15 protein-coding genes are annotated in these 19,902 nt (G+C 65.5%); 5 read left to right on the forward strand and 10 right to left on the reverse strand.

The window, feature by feature from the left end:
- Nucleotides 1-3 precede the first annotated feature (3 nt).
- On the reverse strand, nucleotides 4-1,338 hold the full coding sequence (locus GJV26_RS27890) for a putative O-glycosylation ligase, exosortase A system-associated (RefSeq protein ID WP_155711829.1): 1,335 nt from the start codon (nucleotides 1,336-1,338) through the stop codon (nucleotides 4-6).
- A gap of 94 nt (nucleotides 1,339-1,432) precedes the next feature.
- On the opposite strand from GJV26_RS27890, the gene GJV26_RS27895 reads away from it, so the two are divergent.
- From GJV26_RS27895 to GJV26_RS27905, 3 genes are read left to right on the forward strand one after another with little or no spacing between them, the layout of a single operon-like run.
- Nucleotides 1,433-3,517 carry a glycosyltransferase gene (locus GJV26_RS27895; RefSeq protein ID WP_229419475.1) on the forward strand — a complete coding sequence of 695 codons (2,085 nt, stop codon included), beginning with the start codon at nucleotides 1,433-1,435 and terminating at the stop codon, nucleotides 3,515-3,517.
- Nucleotide 3,518: 1 nt separating this feature from the next.
- Nucleotides 3,519-4,955 (forward strand): oligosaccharide flippase family protein, encoded by a 1,437-nt coding sequence (locus tag GJV26_RS27900; protein WP_155711830.1) that lies wholly within the window; start codon nucleotides 3,519-3,521, stop codon nucleotides 4,953-4,955.
- Nucleotides 4,956-4,970: 15 nt separating this feature from the next.
- On the forward strand, nucleotides 4,971-6,110 hold the full coding sequence (locus GJV26_RS27905; RefSeq protein ID WP_155711831.1) for a glycosyltransferase: 1,140 nt from the start codon (nucleotides 4,971-4,973) through the stop codon (nucleotides 6,108-6,110).
- A 373-nt stretch (nucleotides 6,111-6,483) separates the two neighbouring features.
- Here GJV26_RS27905 and GJV26_RS27910 read toward each other — a convergent pair whose 3' ends face one another.
- The 4 genes from GJV26_RS27910 to GJV26_RS27925 all read right to left on the reverse strand — a co-directional run bounded on the left by GJV26_RS27910 (nucleotide 6,484) and on the right by GJV26_RS27925 (nucleotide 10,645).
- Nucleotides 6,484-7,242, reverse strand: coding sequence for a class I SAM-dependent methyltransferase (locus tag GJV26_RS27910; protein ID WP_155711832.1), 759 nt, complete (start codon nucleotides 7,240-7,242; stop codon nucleotides 6,484-6,486).
- A gap of 2 nt (nucleotides 7,243-7,244) precedes the next feature.
- Entirely contained in the window at nucleotides 7,245-8,021 is a 777-nt protein-coding gene (locus GJV26_RS27915) for an XrtA-associated tyrosine autokinase (protein ID WP_155711833.1), read from the reverse strand.
- A 12-nt stretch (nucleotides 8,022-8,033) separates the two neighbouring features.
- Complete coding sequence (locus GJV26_RS27920) at nucleotides 8,034-9,563, reverse strand: XrtA system polysaccharide chain length determinant (RefSeq protein WP_155711834.1); 1,530 nt, start codon at nucleotides 9,561-9,563, stop codon at nucleotides 8,034-8,036.
- Nucleotides 9,564-9,736: 173 nt separating this feature from the next.
- Nucleotides 9,737-10,645, reverse strand: a complete 909-nt coding sequence (locus tag GJV26_RS27925; RefSeq protein ID WP_155711835.1) for an EDSAP-1 family PEP-CTERM protein — start codon at nucleotides 10,643-10,645, stop codon at nucleotides 9,737-9,739.
- Nucleotides 10,646-10,868: 223 nt separating this feature from the next.
- Here GJV26_RS27925 and GJV26_RS27930 point away from each other — a divergent pair, with 223 nt between their 5' ends.
- Entirely contained in the window at nucleotides 10,869-11,612 is a 744-nt protein-coding gene (locus GJV26_RS27930) for an N-acyl amino acid synthase FeeM domain-containing protein (protein ID WP_189442042.1), read from the forward strand.
- The gene (locus tag GJV26_RS27935; protein ID WP_155711836.1) at nucleotides 11,612-13,240 is read left to right on the forward strand and encodes an FAD-binding oxidoreductase; all 1,629 of its coding nucleotides are present in this window, start codon (nucleotides 11,612-11,614) and stop codon (nucleotides 13,238-13,240) included. Before GJV26_RS27930 ends, GJV26_RS27935 begins: the two co-directional genes overlap by 1 nt.
- Before the next feature lie 84 nt (nucleotides 13,241-13,324).
- Here GJV26_RS27935 and prsT read toward each other — a convergent pair whose 3' ends face one another.
- The 5 genes from prsT to GJV26_RS27960 form a co-directional block, all read right to left on the reverse strand.
- Nucleotides 13,325-16,114, reverse strand: coding sequence for an XrtA/PEP-CTERM system TPR-repeat protein PrsT (gene prsT, locus GJV26_RS27940; RefSeq protein WP_173346297.1), 2,790 nt, complete (start codon nucleotides 16,112-16,114; stop codon nucleotides 13,325-13,327).
- A 93-nt stretch (nucleotides 16,115-16,207) separates the two neighbouring features.
- Nucleotides 16,208-16,870: a LuxR C-terminal-related transcriptional regulator gene (locus GJV26_RS27945; protein ID WP_229419476.1), complete on the reverse strand. Its 663-nt coding sequence runs from the start codon at nucleotides 16,868-16,870 to the stop codon at nucleotides 16,208-16,210.
- A gap of 287 nt (nucleotides 16,871-17,157) precedes the next feature.
- Nucleotides 17,158-17,772, reverse strand: coding sequence for an SEL1-like repeat protein (locus tag GJV26_RS30015; RefSeq protein WP_189442044.1), 615 nt, complete (start codon nucleotides 17,770-17,772; stop codon nucleotides 17,158-17,160).
- A gap of 346 nt (nucleotides 17,773-18,118) precedes the next feature.
- On the reverse strand, nucleotides 18,119-18,517 hold the full coding sequence (locus GJV26_RS27955) for an Hpt domain-containing protein (protein ID WP_155711838.1): 399 nt from the start codon (nucleotides 18,515-18,517) through the stop codon (nucleotides 18,119-18,121).
- Nucleotides 18,514-19,818, reverse strand: coding sequence for an alpha/beta hydrolase (locus tag GJV26_RS27960; RefSeq protein ID WP_173346298.1), 1,305 nt, complete (start codon nucleotides 19,816-19,818; stop codon nucleotides 18,514-18,516). The genes GJV26_RS27955 and GJV26_RS27960 overlap by 4 nt, the downstream gene beginning before the upstream one ends.
- Between the last annotated feature and the right edge of the window lie 84 nt (nucleotides 19,819-19,902).

Consider the following 19,902-nt stretch of genomic DNA (forward strand, 5'->3'; position numbering starts at 1 on the left):
GCTTCATTTAACCTCCGGCCCGGTGCCTCTCCCTTGTGGCGGCGCAACGTTGTGACCGACTGGCGCACGAGGATGGCGCAGGCGCGACACAGGCGCCGGCACCATGCCGAGCTGTTGCTGCACCACCGTGCGGGTGACCATGATGGCGACCATCAGGTAGTACGGTACATCCCAATACAGCAGGCTGAGGAACGCGCCGCCGACGGCGAAGCCGATCAGGCTTGCCTGGATCATCGCGGCCAGCGAGGTGGCCCACTGCAGGTCCGCGCGGCCCCGGCTGTGCCGGACGATCCAGGCCGCGTACCGCCACGTCAGCAAGCCAAGAGTCAGGTACAGGGCGAGGCCGACGAAGCCGTGTTCGCCCAACACCTGGAAGTAGATGCTGTGGGCGGCATGCACGCCCGACGGATCGGGCGCATACATCGCGAACGTCACCGGCTCGTACAGCGAGAAGCCGCCGCCGAAGAAACGGTCGCAGGCAAGGTTGAACGCCATGTGCCATGCATTGATGCGCCCCATCGCCGAACCGTCGGACTGGTACTCGGCGATCGTGTCCATCCGGGCGCTCCACTGCTCGGGCATGAACAGCAGCGCGAGCGGAACCAGCATCACCAGCAAGGCGGCGCCGGCCATCTTGTGCCGGCTCTTCTTCCACATGAAGGCCAGCATCGCGACGATGGCCAGGACGCCGCCGCGCGAATAGCTGCCCAGCGCGGCAAGCGCGCACAGCCCCATCGAGAGCAGCATCAGATGGCGCATCCACCGCTTCGGCAGCTCCTGCATCAGGTAGTACATCAGCGGGATCGTCATGATCAGGGCCAGCGCCAGCGCGTTGTTGTCGCCGATGAAGGTGCCGAGCGGCCCCCAGACACGCTGGTTGCCGCCGCTGCGGGCCGTGAAAATGCCGCCCTTGACACCGTAGTAGCCCAGCGAGATCACCAGCACCCAGATCAGCTGGCGGACATGTTCGCGTTTTTTGATCACCATCATCACCACGAAAGTCATCAGCATGATCTTCATTACCTTGTTCCATTGCCCCCATGCCGCGTTGGGAATCAGTGCGAACAGCGTCGTGATGTTCATCCAGATGACGAACATGATCAATGTGACGGTGATCGGCGTCATCGGCAGGGTGTTCTTTTCGCGTGACTTGAGCAGGCTGAGCAGGGTGACGCCGGCGATCAGTTGGGCGAACGGGAAGGTGGTGGCGAAGCCCCAGCCCTGCGTATGCGGATTCATGACGCTGATCCAGACCCACATCAGGCCGCCGATAACGGGGCGTTGCAGGGCAAAGGGAAGGCCACCAAGAACCAGGAGGGTAACGAAGATGTCGCGCATGGCTTCCTTCTTGACGGCGCTCAACGAAGTTAAAAGGCCCGCCAGTACACTGGTTCAGCCCGGCAGTCCATCATACGTCGGAGGAGGAACACCCTTGTTGACCATTCTCATGGCAACCTTCAACGGCGTCGCCACGCTGCCCAAGGTTCTGGAAGCGTACTGCCGGCTGGCCGCGCCGCCCGCCGGCTGGCGCATCGTGATTGCGGACAATGGCAGCAGCGACGGCACGCCCGCGCTGATCGAGCAGTATGCGGACCGCTTGCCGTTGCGGTATCTATGCGAGCCCCGGCGCGGCAAGAATGTGGCGCTGAACGCGGCCCTTGCGCTGGCCCTCGACGGCCGCGACCCCGATGGCCTGTTCGTCTTTACCGACGACGATGCAACGCCGGAGCCCGACTGGCTGCAGCGGCTGGCGGAAGCCGCCGGGGCACAGCCGGACTTCGACATTTTCGCCGGCGCCATCACGGCCGACTGGGCGGTGCCGGTACCGGCGTGGATCGAACGGCTGGTGCCGCTCGGCCTGACCTTCGGCATCACGCCGCCGGAGACACCGGAAGGCCCGGTTTTCCCCGGCCTCGTGTGGGGCGCCAACATGGCCATCCGGCGCCGCCTGTTCGAGAACGGCCTGCGCTTCGATGAATCGATCGGCCCTGCCGCCGGCGCCTATGCGATGGGCAGCGAGACGCAGCTGACGCGCCGGCTCGGCGACGCGGGACACCGCGCGTGGTTCTGCCGCGGCGCACGCGTGGCGCATTACATTCGCCCGAACCAGATGACGCGCGCGTGGGTGCTCGAGCGGGCCCGCCGCTTCGGCCGCGGCAAGTTTCGCCAGGAATGCCCGGGCCGGTTTGCCGAATGGTTCGGCGTACCGCGATGGATGTTCAGCCGTTATGCGGCGGAGTTGCTGGGCCTCGCGGCGGCATGGATGCGCCGCGATGCCGACGGTTCCTTCCTTCGCCGGTGGGAGCTCGCCTACCTGCGCGGCTATGTGCACGAAGCGTGGCGCGGCGCGCCGCCGCCGAGCCGGGGCCGGGTCCTCATTACCAGCTATTCGGGCGAACTGGGGGGCATGGAGTTGCGCATGGCCCAGGAAGCACAGTTCCTGCGGGCGGATGGCTTCGACGGCGTGCTGGGGATCCGGCCGTTTCCACGCAGCCGCGCCTGGGCGGACGACCTGCGTGAACGGCGCCTGCCGGTGATGCGCTTCGCCCCCCCGCCGGTGCTCGAGCAATGGCGCTGGCGGCGCCTGAACAAGATCCGCGCGCTGTTCGGGAGCGTGCGCGCGTTGCGCCGGTTCCGGGCGGACCTGGTACACGTGGCGTTCTGCTGGAATACCTACGGCGCCACCGCATTGTGGCTTGCAGGCCGCTGCGGGCTGCCGGCGGTCATCAGCGTCCATAATACGTTTCCGCCGTGCGAGTTCGGGCGCTGGCACCACCCGCTGCTGCGTGAAGCGTTCGCGGCGGTGCGCGGCATCTACGGTGCCACGGAGTCGGCGTTGCAGCACTTCCTAGTCCTGTACCGGCCGTACCTGCGGCAGGATATCCGCCTTGCCGTGATCCCGAACTGTGTCGACACCACGCGTTTCCGTCCGTCCGCCGCGCTGCGCGCAGCGGCCCGCCAGCAGTGGGGAATACCGGCCGGTGCACTGGTGATTGGCGCCGTTGCGCGTCTGTCGCCGCAAAAACGTCCGGAGGCGCTGGTGGCGCTGCTACACGACCTGCGCGCCGATTTTCCGGCACTGTACCTGGTGCTGGCCGGCACCGGTCCCCTGGAAGAGGAAGTGCGCAGACTGGCCGTGACGCTCGGCGTGGAGCGGTTCGTGATCTTTACCGGTTACCAGGAACGCGTCGAGGAGATCATGCCGGCCCTGGACATCCACCTGCTTCTCAGCCGGCGGGAAGGCTTCGGCATTGCCACCATCGAGGCACTGGCATGCGGCGTCCCGGCTGTGGCCAGCGCCGTGCCGGGCAATACCGATGTCCTTTCCGGCTGCGCCGGCGGCGTGCTCGTGCCGCTCGACGACGCTGCTGCGGTATCGCGGACGGTCGCCGGCCTGCTTGCCGATCCGGACCGGCGTGCGCGCATGGGCGAAGAAGGCAGGGCGGATGCGGTCCGCCGTTTCAGTACGATAAAAGTCCAGGCGCTGGTGCACGAATTCTATGACGGGCTGCTCTAGCATGGTCTCTGCGCGACGCTCGCTGCTCGTGTCTTTTGGCGAACGCTATACCCTGCTGCTGATCGGTGTCGCCGGCACGATGGTCATCGCGCGGATGCTGCCGCCCGCCGAGATCGGCATCTTCTCGGTCGGGGCCGTGCTGGTCGGGCTGGCGCAGGTATTGCGCGATTTCGGTGTCGGCCAATATGTTGTCGCCTTGAAGTCGCTGACGCCCGAGCAGTTGCGCGCCGCGCTCGGCGTGGCGGTGGCTTCCGCATGGACGCTCGCGGTGCTGGTCGCGTTGCTCAGCGGCGTGATGGCTGACTTCTACGATCAGCCGCGCCTGCGGGATGTCATGCGCCTGCTTGCCATTAACTTCCTGCTGGTGCCGTTCACCGCGCTGACCCTGTCCTATCTGCGCCGGCAGCTGCGGGTGTCGGCGATTTACACGATCAACACGACACACAGCATCGTCCAGCTGGTCAGCACCATCTGGCTGGCCGCGCAGGGCTACGGCTGCCTCAGCCTCGCCTGGGGCACCGTCGCCGCGGCCGTCGCGGCGCTGCTGGTCAGCCTGCCATTACGCCCGGCCGAGTTGCCGTGGCTGCCGCGCCTGCGCGGCGCGCGCGCAGTGCTCAGCTTCGGGTTCTACGCCACCGGCGGCAATATCGTCGACGAAGCCGGCGTTGCCGCCCCCGACCTGATCATCGGCAAACTGCTCGATGCCGAAGCGGTCGCGACGTTCGGAAAGGCGCAGGCCTTGCTGAACCTGTTCAGCCAGGCCGTTACCAGCGCCGTGTCGCCGGTCATCCTGCCCATGTTTGCCGGACAGGCCCGCGACGGACGCGACCTCCGTGCCAGTTACCTGTTGACGGTCAGCTGCATGACCGCCGTCGCCTGGCCGTTCTTCGCACTGCTGGGCACATTGGCACTGCCCGTCGTCAACTTTGTGTATGGCGAGCAATGGGACGCTGCCGCGCCGTTGATCAGGATCATGTGTTGCTCGTCCGCGCTGTATAGCATGTTCATCATGGCTCGGTATTTGTTCATCGCAACAGGGCAGGTACGCGAGCAGGCCCGGCTCGACACATTTACCGTCATGTTCCGGGTCCTGCTGTTGTTACCCGCAGCCCTGGTCGGGCTCCAATGGGTCGCTATGGCAGTGGTGGGTGGTGCGCTGTTCCGTTGCTGGCTGACGTGGCGTTACCTGTCTAGGCTTGCGGCGATCGATGCCAGGGGGCTCCTTCGCGCCGTAAGCCGGAGCGCCGCACTGACCGCGCTGACGGCGCTGGCACCGGCCGGTGCGCTGGTAATGATGCAATCCGGCCTGGCGCAACTGGTGGTGGCATCCGTGTGTGCCATACCTCTGTGGTTCGCGGGCGTGATGGTGTTCCAGCATCCGCTTGCCGAAGAACTGGAACTGGTGTGGCGCAAGGTCCGGCGTCGTGATGCAGTCTGAAAAGGAGTGGTATACATGCGCGTAGGCATATTGTCATACCCGATGCTGTTCCAGCGTGACGGCGGTCTGCAAGTCCAGGTGCGTGAAACCATTGCAGCCTTGAACCGGCTTGGTGCCGACACATCGCATCCGCTGCAGGCACAACTCGTCGATCCGAACCGTGAGCGCCTCGATGCATTCGACCTGATTCATGTTTTTTCTGCCATCAACGGCAATTTCCGGCTGGTGGAGGCTGCCAGCGAGATGGGTGTCCCCGTCGTGCTGTCGCCGCTGCTTTCGCCAGGCTGGGACCGGGCATCCGGTTTCCGGGCCCGCGTGGCGGACCGCCTGACCGGCAGGCTGACGGGCTGGCATGTGCAGACCAGTTATGCGCAGACAAAGCGCGCGTTGCAGCTGGCCAAGCTCGTCATTGCTCTCGGCGAAGCGGAACGCGCAGCGATCATCTCGGGCTTTCTCGTGAATCCGGCAAAAATCCGCGTATTCCCGAACGGCATAAACCAGCAATTCTTCACGGCACGACCTGAGCTGTTTCGACAAAGTACCGGTATCACCGGGCCGTTCGTGCTGATGGTCGGCTCGATCAACCCGTACAAGAACCAGCTCGGCCTTGTGCAGGCTCTCGCCGACATGAACCTCCCGGTTGTGCTGATCGGGCGCGTGGCCCGGCAGGACCAGGTCTACCTCGATACGGTGCTGCGCTCGCCGTGGGTGCGGTGGCTGGGTGCGCTGGATCATGGCGATCCGCTCCTTGCCAGCGCATACAGCGCGGCATCGGTCGTGGCGCTGCCGAGCCATGGTGAAGTGTTCCCCCTGGCGGTGCTTGAATCCCTGGCGGCGGGAACCCCGGTGGTTATGACGGATGAGAATGCGCTCGACCTGCAGGAAAGCGCGTTCGCGCTGCGCAAGGCGCGCTGGCATGACGCCACCGCTCAGCGCGCGGCGATCCGCGATTTCATCGACAGGCCGCCGGCACGCGACGCGGTGCGGGGGCTGGTCGAACAGTACACATGGCAGCGCGTTGCAGCCGAAATCGCCAACTGCTATGTCGAGCTCGCAGCCGGCCGGCCGGCCGATGAGAAATGCGGCACGGCATCGAGAGATGAGGACGTTATTTCCGCGTCCCCGGCCGCGGAGCCCGAGCGTAGCCTGTCCTGATGGCGGTATCGCGCCACATGTTGCGCAGCGTTCATCGGGTCCAGGTTGAATCCGATGAACGGAACATTCTGCCATCGCTCTCGGACCAACCGCGACATTCGAACGCAGCAGCGTCCCCGGCAGTCGTCTACCGCGGTCGTCCACCGCGGTCGTACACGGCAGTCATCCACGACACTCAGGCCTGTGAGAGCTGCTCGGCTCCGTTGGCAGTGCACGGCGCAGTGAAGCCGCGCCTTCGGTCGCACTGCCCATGTCTTGCAATGCGTGCTGTACGGAGTGCAACGAATGCGTACGCGCGCTGCGGGCAATGATGGAGGAGAGTCGAAATTGGCATGACCGGAATGCTTCGCCGCAGCGCAAGCAGTGCTGCAGCTCAGGCGCGCGGTCGGTAGCGCAGGACGGCGCAGCCTTTTTCGCACGGCAGCAGGCGCTGCTCGATTTCAGGATATTCGTCCGCCCAGCGGCGCAGTATTTGCTGCTCGTCCGGCCGGTACGCGTCGTCGAGGAACACCGCCGCGCCAGGAGAAAGACAGCCGAACAATGCGGGGCCGGCGGGGTAACGGGCGAGCGAACGTGTCGCCTGGGGTGGCCCGTCGATGACCAGCATGTCGATCTCGGCGTCGCGCGGCAGGCGGTTCGTTGCATACCAGGGCCAGATGGCGCCGCCGAACTCCTGGGCGGTCAGCGGCGCGTCGATGACTTCGGCCCACGCAGACAAACCATGCCTGTCCAGCTGCCGGCGTGTTTCGCGCGCATAGGCCGCATCGTGCGCCAGACTATATACCTTGCCGCCGCCATTGATTTGCATGCAGCGTGCCAGCACCAGCGTGGAGGTGCCGCTGCTGCACTCGACCACGACGCCGGGCCTGTCGGCCAGCGCATGCCGCGTCAGTTCCAGCAGGAAGTCCGGCGATGCGGCCCAGCCACGCGTATCGGGCAGGCTGCGCGACAGTCCCAGATCCGTGTACAGCCCCTGCAACGCTTCCAGTTGACGGAACAGGCCGGCGCTCTCGCGGTGCGACTGGTCGCGCACATCGTGGAGCATCAGGTGGATCAGGCGCACCTTGTGCAGCGTATAGGCACAGAGCAGCAACGTTGCGGCGATGAAAAGCAGAGAGGTCAATGGGAACATGTTCAGCCCTGGTCGTAATAGCCATACGGGTCGTTGCCGGAAAACGGCTGGGTCTTGTTGTAGATGAGATTGACATTGCGGCAGGCTTCGATTTGTCGAAGCGCTTCGCGCACCGAGCTGTGGGTGGTGCGTTCGGCCTCCACCACCATGACGACCTGTCCCATCTGCGCGGCCAGAACGCCCGCCTCCGATGTGAGCAGCAACGGCGGCGAGTCGAAAATCACGATGCGGTCGGGATAGCGGTTGGCGATGTCGTCCAGCAGCCGCGACATGCTGCGGCTGGCCAGCAGCTCGGTCGCATGCTTGTTGCGCCGGCCGGCCGGGAGCAGGCTGAGCGCTGGCACGTTGGTTCTCAGGATGACGTCCGAAAGATCGAGTTCTTCATCCAGCAGCACGTCCATCAGACCGGGACGCGCTTCGAGACCCAGCACGTTGAGCAGCGCCGGCCGCGCGACATCGGCATCGACCAGCAGCACCGTCGTGTCGCGCTCCATTGCCATGCTCATCGCGAGGTTGATGGCGCAAAATGTCTTGCCTTCCCCGGGCAGCGCGCTCGTGACGATGATCAGGTTGCCATGGTGGATCGGTGCCTCGATGCCACGCGCGCTGCGCAGCAACGGGCGCTTGATGATGCGGAAGTCCTCTGCGACGCCGCTGCGGCCGCCATCGTGCGTGATCATGCCCAGCTGCTGCAGGCGCGGCAGATTGATGTCCGCGAACCGGGCATCGGGATTGACGAGGAGCGGTTCCAGGCGCGGGCCAGTGGTATCGGGGATCATCGTCGTCTCCTGCTAGGACTGAAGTATTGAAAGGGCCATCACGCCGCCGTAGGATACGAACAGGCATGCAACGCCGGCGCCGAATCCCATGTGGGCCCGGCGCCGTTTCTTGCGTTCCGGGTCCGTCCAGTTCATCGCGACGGCACCCAGCACGCGCAGGCCCGTTGCCTCGCGCAATTCGGCGGGGCTCAGGTAGGTGGGACGTACCTGACTGATCAGCAACGCCACGGCGGCGCCGGCAAGCACGGCCACACCGAACACGACGCTATACAGCAGTTTTCTGTTCGGCCCGGTGGGACGCAATGGCACCGTGGGCGGGTCGATGATCTTGAAGCTCAACATGTCGGTGGTAGTGCTGAGGTCGCCAGACAGCTTGGCCGCTTCGCGCCGCTCGATCAGCTTCTCGTAATTGTCCTTGTTGATCAGGTAGTCCCGGTTCAACTGCGCCAGTTGCGATTCCACTTCCGGCACGGCCTTGCTTTGCTCGACCAGCGTTTCATGCCGCTGTTCCATCTCTGCCACCCGGGCGCGGATCGATGCCACGCGCGCATCCGCTTCGGCAAGTGCGACCTTCAGTTGCTGCAGCATCGGACTGTAACCCTTGCCTGGGTCCGACGGCGCGGCGCGTGTCTTGGCCTCCTGCACCTTTTTTTCTTCAAGCAGCGCGATCAGGCGCCGCGTGGAAATGATGTCGGGGTGGGCCTCGGTATACTGCAGCAGCAGTGCGTCGAGCGACTTGGTCAAGGCCGAGATGCGGCCGTCGATCTCGGGATTGTCGATCGATGCAGGGGCGAGCTCGGCGCCGAGGATCGGTTCGTCGCCCTGGATCTGCCCGTTGATGGCGTTGCGGGCCTGTTCCGCTTCGACGAGTTCGAGCTTCGCGTTGTTCAGCGCGTCCGTCGACATCAGCAATTGCGATCCATAATCGAGTCCTTGCCGGGGCAACAGGGTATTGTTCTTCAGCTTGAATTCCTTGACCGAGTTTTCCGCGGCCAGCAATTTGTCTTCGTAGGCACGGATCTGGTCGTCGATGAATTGCACGGCCTTGTCCGATTCGCCCTTCTTGCCCTTGAAGCCCCCTTCGACGAAGATCGTGAGCAGCGATTGCACCACATCGCGCACCAGGCGCGGATCGCTGTTGCTGTAGCTGATCGTGTAGATGTCGTAGGTGCTGGTGCCGCCGATGCGGATCTTCTGCATGAGATCATCGACCTGCTTTTCATGCTCGCGCGGCGTGGTGGCCTTGACATCCAGGTCCACCATGCGCATGACGCGTTCGACGTTTGGCCGGCTGAGAAGGGTGCGGCTCATGATCGCCACCTGCTGTGTGACATTCGGCATCGACGTCATGCCCGACAGCAGTGGCTTCAGGATGCTCTGCGTATCGACGAATACGCGGGCGGTCGTCTGGTAATCGTCCGGCAGCAGGTACACCTTGATCCAGCCGCCAGTCGCCACGAGCCAGGCGACGAGTATTGCGCACCAGCGATACTTCCAGATTCCCTTCAACCCGGATTGCAGCTGGGCGATGATTTCTTCCATATTCGGTTTCTCCGCGTGAACCTGGTCCGATCGATTGACCTTGTCCGATCGAGTATATGGCTGGGGCAGGGCTTGTCGGACCGAAACTGATGAGCACTTGCGTGCTGTCAAAAAAAAGGCGTACCGTCACAGCAACCGACGGTACGCCCGGTGGGTCGAAGGATCAGATCAGGTCAGGATTTGCGACGGCGGCTGACCAGCGACATGCTGAGCAGGCCGGCTGCGAGGATGGCCAGCGTTGCCGGTTCCGGCACTTCTTCCTGCAGCGCGTCGGCAAACGATGCATGGGAGATCGTCAGCTGGTAGATCGTGCCGGCTTCCAGCAGGTCGCTGGTTGCCGTCAGGAAGCCTGCGAAGTTGTAGGGATCCTCACCTGGCAGGACATGGGTACGGCTGCGCAGCGAATCGCCGTTGATCTCGTCCGGCGAATACGACAGGACGTTTTCGCCGGTTTCCAGATCGATAATGTTGATGCTCCAGGACAGGCGGGCGGAGGCTACCGAATCGGCCCCGGCGGTGAGCGGCACGTGCGCGATGGTGTATGCCTCGGCATCGAATTCGACGGTGATCGAATCTGCCGAGCCCAGGGAGAACTCGAACGACGTCACCGTGCCCGTGTTGGCGGTACCCGATGCGGTATTCGGGCTCGTGCCGACCGAGGCGGTAGCCCGGGTTGCAGCGTTCGCGCCCCCTGGTTCCAGCGCCGAGCCGAGCAGTTCGGTGTCGCCGTAACCGAATGTCGTCAGGACGGCGGGCGGCGACACTGCCAGCGGATCGAAGCGCGGCGTCAGGGGGGTATTCGGTGCCGGGAGCGGGCAGGTGCCGACGCAGATCGCGCCGGCCGTGTTGCTCTGCAGGGGCGGCAGGCTGGAGACAAATGCCGTTGCCAGGCGCGAGTTGTTGATTTCCAGCGTGGAGAAATCGGCCGGCGTGTACTGCGTGCCCCCGGAATTCAGGAAGCGCAGGTTGTTAATCTCCAGAATCGCATCCGCAAAAGCATGTGCCTGGGCGCTGCCGGCGGCGCCGAACGCGAGCGTTACGGCGGTGGCCGTGATCAGAAAACCTTTCCTGATGATGTTCATGGCTTGCTACTCCTCGATAAGTGGTTACGGCCAGGGGGTCTGTGCCGACAAGCCACTACTCAGCAGCATTCGTGCCACTTGCCATTAGATACGCAGAATCAAGACCTTACAAAAACGCGGCGCGGAGCATTTCCCGAATTGCAAAAAAGTCCGACGCTTTGTGGAACTCGCTGCCCCTACAGCAGTCTGATGTGCATAGATCTTCAAGACCACAGGAGCAGACGTGCAATACGACGACACCATCATATCCTTCGAAGCCGCCGCAAAACTGCGTGACCTCGTCATCCGGGAGCAGGAAGCCGGCAAGGCTCACACCCATCCGATCGACATGCAGCTTTTCCATATCCGGATGGCCAGCACCGCTGGCCGGCGTGAGGCGGCAAATTTGCTGTTGCGCAAGATGTATGGCTGGCGGGGCTACGATGTCGACGCGGAGACCGAACATGCGCCGAACCGGATCACGCTGTATGCGGAAACGGCCGGCGTCACGGTCGGCACGATGTCGCTGTGTCTGGACGACCCTGAAATCGGCCTGCCCGCCGACGAGAATTTTCGCGACAAGCTCGACGAACTGCGCACCGCCGGGCGCCTGCTGTGCGAACCATCCCGGCTCGCCATCGACAAGGACGTGACGAAACGCGTGTTCGCATCGCTGATCCATATCTCGTATATTTACGCCCACAATATCCACCACTACTCCGACTATGTGATCGAGGTCAATCCGCGCCATGTGATGTTCTACAAGCGGATGCTGGGCTTCCGCGACTTTGGCGGCGAGCGGCAGTGCACCCGCGTCGGTGCCCCGGCCGTGTTGCTGCGCCTCGAACTCGAATACATGGGAGAACAGATCCGCACGTTCGCGGGCCAGATGGAGCAGGCGCCGGGCGAGCGGTCCTTTTACCCGTATTTCTTCCCGCTGGAAGACGAGCCCGGCATCACGACACGCCTGAAGCAGGGGCGCGACTGATGGCCGCTGCCGGAGAAGCGCTGGCGGCATGGCGCCGCCTGCTGGGCGAGGATCGCGTGCTGGTCGATGCCCCCACGCTGGACCGCTATGCCGCCAGCACGTCGTCCTGGAGCACGCGGCCGCTCGCGATCCTGCGGCCGGTCAGCACCGACGAAGTGGCGCAGGTGGTGCGAACGGCCACCGAGCACCGGGTCCCGCTGTATCCGATCAGTGCCGGCCGCAACTGGGGGTATGGCGACGCCTGCGCGCTCGCCGACGGCCATGCGATCGTCGACCTGTCGCGGATGAATCGCATCCTGGAGGTCGATGCCACCCTTGCGTACGTGGTGATCGAGCCCGGCGTGACGCAGCAGCAGCTGTCCCGTTACCTGCTGGAGCACGACCTGCCGCTGTGGATGGACTGCACCGGCGCCGGACCGGACACGAGCCTGATGGGCAACATCCTGGAGCGCGGCTTCGGCCACTCGCCCTATGGCAACCGCTTCCAGAACGTGGCCGGCATGGAGCTGGTGCTGGCCGACGGCGATGTCGTGCACACCGGCTTCGGTCACTATCCTTCCTCGGTCAACCGCCGCGTCTATCCCTACGGCGTGGGACCCTACGTCGACGGGCTGTTCACCCAGTCGAACATGGGCATCGTCACGAGCCTGGGCCTGTGGCTGATGCCGAAGACCGAAGCACTGAACCATTTCCTGTGCATGGTCCAGGAACATCAGGACATTGCCCCCATCATCGACGCGCTGCGTCCGCTGCGGCTCGACGGCACCTTGCGCAGCATCCTCCACATCGGCAACGACCTGCGCGTGATCTCCGGCGGCACGACGTTTCCGCGCGAGCTGGCCGGTGGCCAGGTGCCGCTGCCGGAGGCGGTGCGCCAGCAATTGCGGGCCGCCGCGGGCGTGGGCGCGTGGACGGTTTCCGGCGCCCTGTACGGCAGCAACGACCAGGTCGCGGCCGCCCGGCGCGCGGTGCGCCGGGCGCTGGCGCCGACCCGGGCCAGGGTCCAGTTCCTCGACGAGCGCAAGCTCAACCTGGCGGACACCGCGGCGCGCCTGCTGAAGGGTACCGGCATGGGCAGGCGCCTGGCGGCCAAGGTGGCGCTGGGGCGTTCCCTGTTCGAGATGAACCGCGGCATTCCGAACGGCCGCTTCCTGGCCGGCGCCTACTGGCGCAGGCGCGGCGGCCTGCCGGCGGATTTTCCCGCCAATGCCAACCCGGCGCTGGACCGCTGCGGCATGTTGTGGGTATCGCCGGTGCTGCCGATGCGCGGCGAAGACCTGCTGCGCGTGCATGCGTTGGCGGCGCCGATCTTCAGCACGCATGGCTTCGATCTGTTCGTCACCTTCAGCATGATCAACGAGCGGGCGCTGGGCGGCGTCCTGACGGTGGCTTACGACGCGGAGGACCCGGCCGAAGTGGCGCGGGCGCGCCTGTGCTACCGGCAGGTCTTTGAAACGATGATGGCGGCGGGGTACATTCCCTACCGAGTGGGCCTGCAGTCGATGGCCGACCTGGACAACGGCGACGACGCCTACTGGCGCATGGTCGGCCGTATCAAGGCGGCGCTCGATCCGGCCAACATCATTGCGCCGGGGCGCTATTCGGCACGCGGGCGGCCGCCTGGTTGAACACCGCGCCGCACAGGCACGGCGGCCCTGGTTCGCCCGTCTGCGCGCCGGCGGGCGGGCGTACGGGCGGCGGTGCGGCATGGATCACAGTTTTGCCATCAGCGCCCGCACCTCGGGATGGCGCTTGAAGTCGCGCACCGCCAGCAACCGTTCGCACTGTGCCCTGGCCCCCTTGCGGTCGCCGGTCATGAACAGCACCTGCGCGAAACGCAGCCGGATGTCGTTCTCCGCCGGCGCCTGTTCGGTGGCCGTTTTCAACAGCGGCAGGGCGCGGGCCGTGTTGCCCTTGTCGATCAAGATCGCCGCCAGCGTATCGGCTATGGCCGCGCTTTTCGGCGCCAGCCTGTAAGCTTTTTCGGCAATGTCCAACGCGCGGTCGTCCTTCATTTGGAGCAGCGCCCATGCGTATTCGTTCAGCGTCACGGGATCTTCCGGCGCGTTGCGCAAGGCCTGCTCGTATTGCTGGCTCGCGGTCCTGTAATCGCCTGTCGCTGCCAGCGTGCTGGCGTAATAGATGCGCGTCCCGGTGTCGGCCGGCTGTTTTTCCAGCCATTGCCGCATCTGCGCCGTCGCCTCCTGCCGCTTGCCTGCCCCGAGCAGGGCACGGTGCAACGCGATCACGATCTGCGCGGACGGGGCGACCTGGATAGCACGCTGGTAGCGTTGCGCGGCGTCGGCCGGCTTGTGCTGGACCATCAGCACATCGCCTTCCAGCTTGAATCCGAGCGGCCAGTCGGCGTGGCGCGCCTGCAGCGCCTGGGCGGCCGCGAGTGCCTCGCTCAGCGCCTTTCTGTCGATCAGCAGCGCATGCTGGAGCATCAGCCCGTCCACACTGTCGGGATCGGCCTTCAGCGCCCTGCGCGCTGCCTGCAATGCATCGTCGGGACGCTTTGCCGCCAGGTGGAGGGCGGCGATCCGGATTTGCACGGCGGACGATTTGGGCTGCATCGCCGCAAGGCGCTCGTAGCTTTCCAGGGCGGCCTCGTCCTGCCGGTTGAGCTCCTGCGCCCGGGCGAGCAGGGCCAGCGCGCCGGCATCGTCCGTATCGGTGGCTTGCAGTTTCTGCGCCAGGGTCAGGGCCTTCTGCTTGTCGCCCGTGCGCAGGTAAAAGTCCGCCAGTTGCTGGGCCGATGCCTTGTCGTCCGGGTTTTCCCTGGCCGCCTGTTCCAGCCAGCGGACGGCCTCGGCCGGCTTGCCCAGCCGCGCCTCGAGCCTGGCCAGAGACGTCATCAGCGCAGCGTTCTTCTTGTCCCCCGCCAGTGCGGTCTGGTAGCGCTTGCGCGCATCGTCCGGTTTCTTCTCCATGACGTCGAGATTGGCCAGGTTGTCGAGGGCGGCCAGGTGGCCCGCTTCGAGCGCGAGCGCCTTGTTGAAGCCGGCGCGTGCGCCGTCGAGGTCGCTGCGTGCCAGCAGCACGCCGGCGCGCAGGTTCTGCAGCAGCGCGCTGTCGCCCTTGCCGATCATCGCATCGACCGTCGCGAGCGCCTTGTCGAACTGCTTGTCGCGCAGGTGGCTCATCACGAGCAGCGTGCCGGCACGCTCGGCGCCGCTGCCGCCCTCGGCCGCACGTTCCAGCTCGGCGATGGCCTTCGAATTGTCCCCCAGCTTCAGCCGGCTGAGGCCGTGGCCAAGCCGCAGGTCCGAGCGTTCCGGGCTCAGGGCGCTGGCCTTTTCGAAGTAGGCGGCCGACTGGGTGAAATTGCGCGCCTGCATCTCCGCCTCGCCCGCCAGCGCCAGCAGATCGGCATCGTTCGGGGCGTCCTTCAACGCGCTGCGCATCATCTTCAGTGCATCGTCTCGTTTGCCGCTGCGCAATGCCACCGTTGCCAGCAACTTCGTCGCATACGCATGGTTGGGATTGGCCTGCAGGAACTGGTTCAAGTACTGCTCGGCCCGGGTATCTGATCCCGTCAGCACCGATACCGCGCCGGCCAGCAGCACGCTCGGCATATGGTCCGGCGCCGCGCGCAGTACCTGCTGGACCTGTTCCAGCGCTGCCTTGTAGCGCTTTTCGCGGAAGTCCAGCAATGCCTGCGAGTAGGAGATCATCAGGTTCTTCGGCTGGGCCTTGCGGGCCAGCTTGATCTGCTGGCGCGCGTCGTCCAGGCGATCTTCCTGGATCGCCAGGTTGGCCAGGTCGATGTGGGCCTGCACGTTGTTCGGCTTGACTTCGAGGATACGCTCGTAGGTCTTGCGCGCGGCAGCGGCATCATTGCCGGCGCGCTGCAGGTCGCCCTTCAGGCGCAGCGACTCCACGTTGTCGGGATTCTGCACGATCGCCTGCTCCACCAGTTCCCTGGCCTTGTCGGACTTGTCACCGATGAGCGCCAGCTTCGCCAGGCCGAGCGTGGCGTCCGCAAGTCCGGGCTTCACTTGCAGGGCGCGCTCGAACCGGGAGCGTGCCTCGTCGGGCCGGTTCAGGCCCAGCAGCGCTTGCCCGCGCAGCGCCAGTATCTGGGCGTTGCCCTCGTCGTCGGCAAACTCGTCCAGCAGGCGCTGGAACTGGCCCTGCGACAGCAGCGACCTGCCGAGTGCCGGCAGCACGAGGTCGGCTTGCGCGCCGAGGTCGCGGGCCCGCCGCAGCTCCTTCTCCGCAGATGCCATGTCGCCGGTATCCAGGTAAGTCTGTCCCAGCATCAGGCGCGCGAGCGCATGTTCGGGTTGTTGCTGGACGACGTTCTTCAGCTGGATGATGGCGGCCTTCGCATCACCCTGGTCGCGGTAGCGGCGGGCGTCGGCGATCAGGTCATCGGCGGGAAGCGGGCGGCTGCATGCGCCCAGCGCCAGCAGAAGGGGCAGGGCACCGAGCGCGGTGCGTACAGGCTGGGGAATAGACGTGTTACGGAAGCTGGTGCTGGGGAAGCGATTCGGCATGACGGTCTCCATTGCAGGCTGAACTGCCAGCGTAGGAAATCGCCGGGCAGGCTCGTTGATCGTCCTCAACGATACCTGCCATCGTGGACATGCTTATTGCATGGCGGCCACGCCGCGCGGATGACGGCCGGGCAATGGCGCCGGCAGGCGCGTGCCGCTGCCGATCAGGCCGCGCTGTGCGGCCACCACCACCGCATGGGTGCGCGCGGTCGCATCGAGCTTGCTCATCAGGCCCTTGACATGGGTCTTGACGGTGCCGACGCCGATGCCGAGCTCCCGTGCGATCGACTTGTTGCAGCAGCCCCGGGCCAGCAGCAGCAGGACATCCGTCTCCCGCCCGGTCAGCGATTCCCGGCTCAGGCTGTCCGCCACGCAGCGTGTGACCGCCTCGGCCAGGTAGCGCATGCCCTGGCTCAGTTGCTGCACGGCCCGTACCAGCTCGTCCGCCGGACAGCCCTGCAGCAGGTAGCCATGCACGCCGCTGTCCATTGCCGTGCGTACCTGCCATTCCTTGTCGAGCTGCGTCACGATCAGCACGCGCGGCGCAGCGCCGTAACGGTCGGGCGATAATTGCCGCGCCAGCGTGATACCGCTATCGTAATCGGCAATGATAACGCGGGCGTGCGCCTGGCCCTGGGGCTGCCGATCCTGCAGCGTCAGGTGGAACCCGCCGCAGTCGGCGAGCAGGGCATGGATGCCGGCCGTCATGACGGCATCGGCATGCATGATATGGACGGAAGGCTGGTTGGCTTGCATGGTCTCTCCTGTTCCGCAACAGCAAATGGCTGTTGCTTCTCATGCATGCATAATGAAACTGCAATACGGAGAAGGCAAGTTAAGTGATGTTAAAGGCGTTTGTTAACGGTGCCGTCCACCGTGTGCACTGCAAGGTTCTGCGCAGGCGGGGCGTGTCGTCGGGGGCTGGCTGGACCGGCAGGAAGGCTGCCGGCGGACACCGCAAATCGCGGACGGCATGGCGACAAATGGCATCGCCGCAAAACCGCATGCGGCCGTCAGGTACCGCATGATAGACTGCGAACCGATTACTTCACAAGGCCGGCCGCGGCAAGCCAGCGGGCAGCCTCTTCGCTGCCGTCTTTCGCCAGCGAAGCCAGGCGCAAGGCCGCCTTTGGATGGCGATGCTCGGCCGCCTGCGCATACAGGGGCCAGGCCTTGTCGGGCTGGCGGCCGCTGTTTTCGGCCGCACGATGATACATTTCAGCAAGCTGGAATGCCGACTCCGCGTCGCCGGCACGTGCGGCTTCCTCGAACAGGCGCATTGCTTCGCCGCGGCGCGGCGTCTTGTTCTGGTAGAGCATGCCCAACTCCCGCTTGGCCACGATCGAGCCCTGGTCGGCCCATTCGCGCAGCCGCCGTTCCGCTGCTGCGCCGCCATGCGCGCTCAGGCGCTGTGCCGCCGCCTCGATGACGGGCGCGGGCGGAACAGCGCCTTCCTTGGCCTGGCAGGCTATCAGGGCGCCCACCATCACGAACACCGATGAAATCATCGCGCCGGACTTGTTGAATAATTCCATGTTCTTCTTCTTGCCTTGTTCAGGTCTGCACAGCGAAATCCGTACTGCCGGTGTGCTTTGATGATCCGCATCCAGGCCGGCACTTCCACGCCTGGCGATTCCCACGGCGGTGCCGCACTGCATGCTTCACGAAGCTACGCTGCGTATCGGCACCCATGGTCAAAGCAGGCCAAAACCGGCCGAAGCATGCGGAGGATACCGATTGCTGTTGAGCCATGGTGCACGAACGGATGCCTGGTGGCAGGCGCACCTGCCGTCAGCCGGCCAGATGCGCTTGACCGGGCCGAAACGCTATCGATCTTAGCATGTTGACTATGGGGAAAGGTACAGGAACGCCGGCACGGCGGATAACAATTGTAACGAGACGTTAGTACGGTTCAGGCCGCATTATAGCCGCCTGCCGCCGGTGGCGCCCACCGGGGCGCGCGGCAGCCCTCCGTGCTTGCGTTCGCGCGGCGTAGCAAAGGCCTTACCCGCGCTCGGCTGCGCGGCCCGCGTGCTGGTCGAGCCATGTGCCGGCGTGGTCCATCACCAGCCGCAGTTCGGCCTCGGCCGCCGTGAAGAGCAGCGGAATTTCGATGACCCTGCCTTCGGTCAGGGCCAGCTCCAGTGCCAGGCAGGCGGCAACGAACCGGCTGGCACCGAGTTCGCTGACATCGTGGCGCAGGTTGTGCAGGATGTGCCGTGCTTCCATGAAGCGGGCCTGCTGCACCGCTTCGCCTGCCAGGTTCAGCGGCTCGACACCGTTGCCGATGCAGTCGCGCACGCGGCGCACTGCCTTGGCCACGGCGCGCGCGTCGCCGCCCATGCGGCCGACGAGATCGTCGACGCAGAAAATGGTGTCCGGGGCGCTTGCATATGCCGTCATGGGATCTCCTGTTCGTTGAATGTCCAGTAGCGCCCGGCCGGAATGTCGACGGCCTGAAGGCCGGCGCGTTGCGATGGCGGCAAATGCCGGGAAATGAGCAGGCGCATGTCCGCCAGCGCCGAGCGCTGCGCCGTGTCGGGGGCGGCGCGGATAAGACTGGTGTCGACAATGCTGGCGTCGATCGTCTGCACCCCGGGCGCCACGACCAGCGCATCGCCGCTGTCGCCGGCCCGCGGATAGGGGCGCGTGCGCTGCGCTACCTGCAGCGCGTCGTCGCCGGATGACGCGTACAGCGTCACCCGGCCGCCGGCCGCCGTGAGTGCCGGGGCGATGTCGCGCCGAAACGCCTCCGCCTCGACATCCGGCGCCGCCAGGATGAGTTCGCGCATGCGTGGCGCCAGATCGGGACGGGCCGCGGTCACGTCGGCCACTGCGCGCGCCAGGGCGCGGCTGCCCATGCCATGCCCCAGCAGGTAGACATGGGCAACCTGCGTTCGTTCGAGCAGCCCGATCAGGAACGATGTCAGGCGCGGCAATGTCCATTCCACATTCGTTTCGTCGACCGCATACCCGGACAGACGCCCCTGCGACGGCCAGCTGTAGAATATCGGCACGCCGGCAAAGCGCAGGTCGCTGGCAATCTGGGCGGTACGGCGGGCGGCATCCTCGAAACTGACACGGAAACCATGTACGAACAGCAAGGCGCTGTTGGCTGGGCAGTGGGCAATGGTGTCGGCCAACTTGGAGAAATAGGCGGCCTGCAGCTCGATGTCCGAGCGCAGCAATACCGCGTGCCCGTCCGGGTCGTGGCGCGACTGCGGGCGCAGCAGCGTTGGCAAGGCGGGTTCCTCGCTCCCGGCGCTGCGCCGGATGGCGACCTCGCAAGTCCCGTAGCTGATCTCGCCACGGGCGGCGCCGAATTGGCGCGCCGGGTGCCGGTCGCCGGTCGGCTGGCGGTCGGTGGTGAAAAAAACCTGCAGCACTCCGCCGGGCAGGTCCGTAACCGGGCGCAATGTGCGGCGCCGGTCCACCTCCTCGACCAGGTTGCGTGCCGCGGCACGCAGGTAGCGGTCGCCTGCCAGGCCGGCGGCGGCCAGTGCGTCGGAAACGGCGAACTGGCGCGACAGCGACCCGGGATCCTGTTCGAGATCGCTGATTGCTTCATCCACGCGGGGCGACTTGCCTGTCAGGCGCGATTTGAGCATCGTGTACGCCGCGCCGGTGCCTGCATCGGCGATCGCGGCGGTCAGTGCGGTGGTGATCACATCCATGCGGTCGGGCTCCGGGGCTGCGGTTAGCACGTATCTCACCACAGCCCGCATTGCAAGTCCAGTCGGAAGTCAAGCGTGCCGGGCGCCGCCCGTCAGGCGCGGCGCCCGACTCGC

The organism is Pseudoduganella dura (genome assembly GCF_009727155.1).
GTDB lineage: Bacteria > Pseudomonadota > Gammaproteobacteria > Burkholderiales > Burkholderiaceae_D > Rugamonas > Rugamonas dura.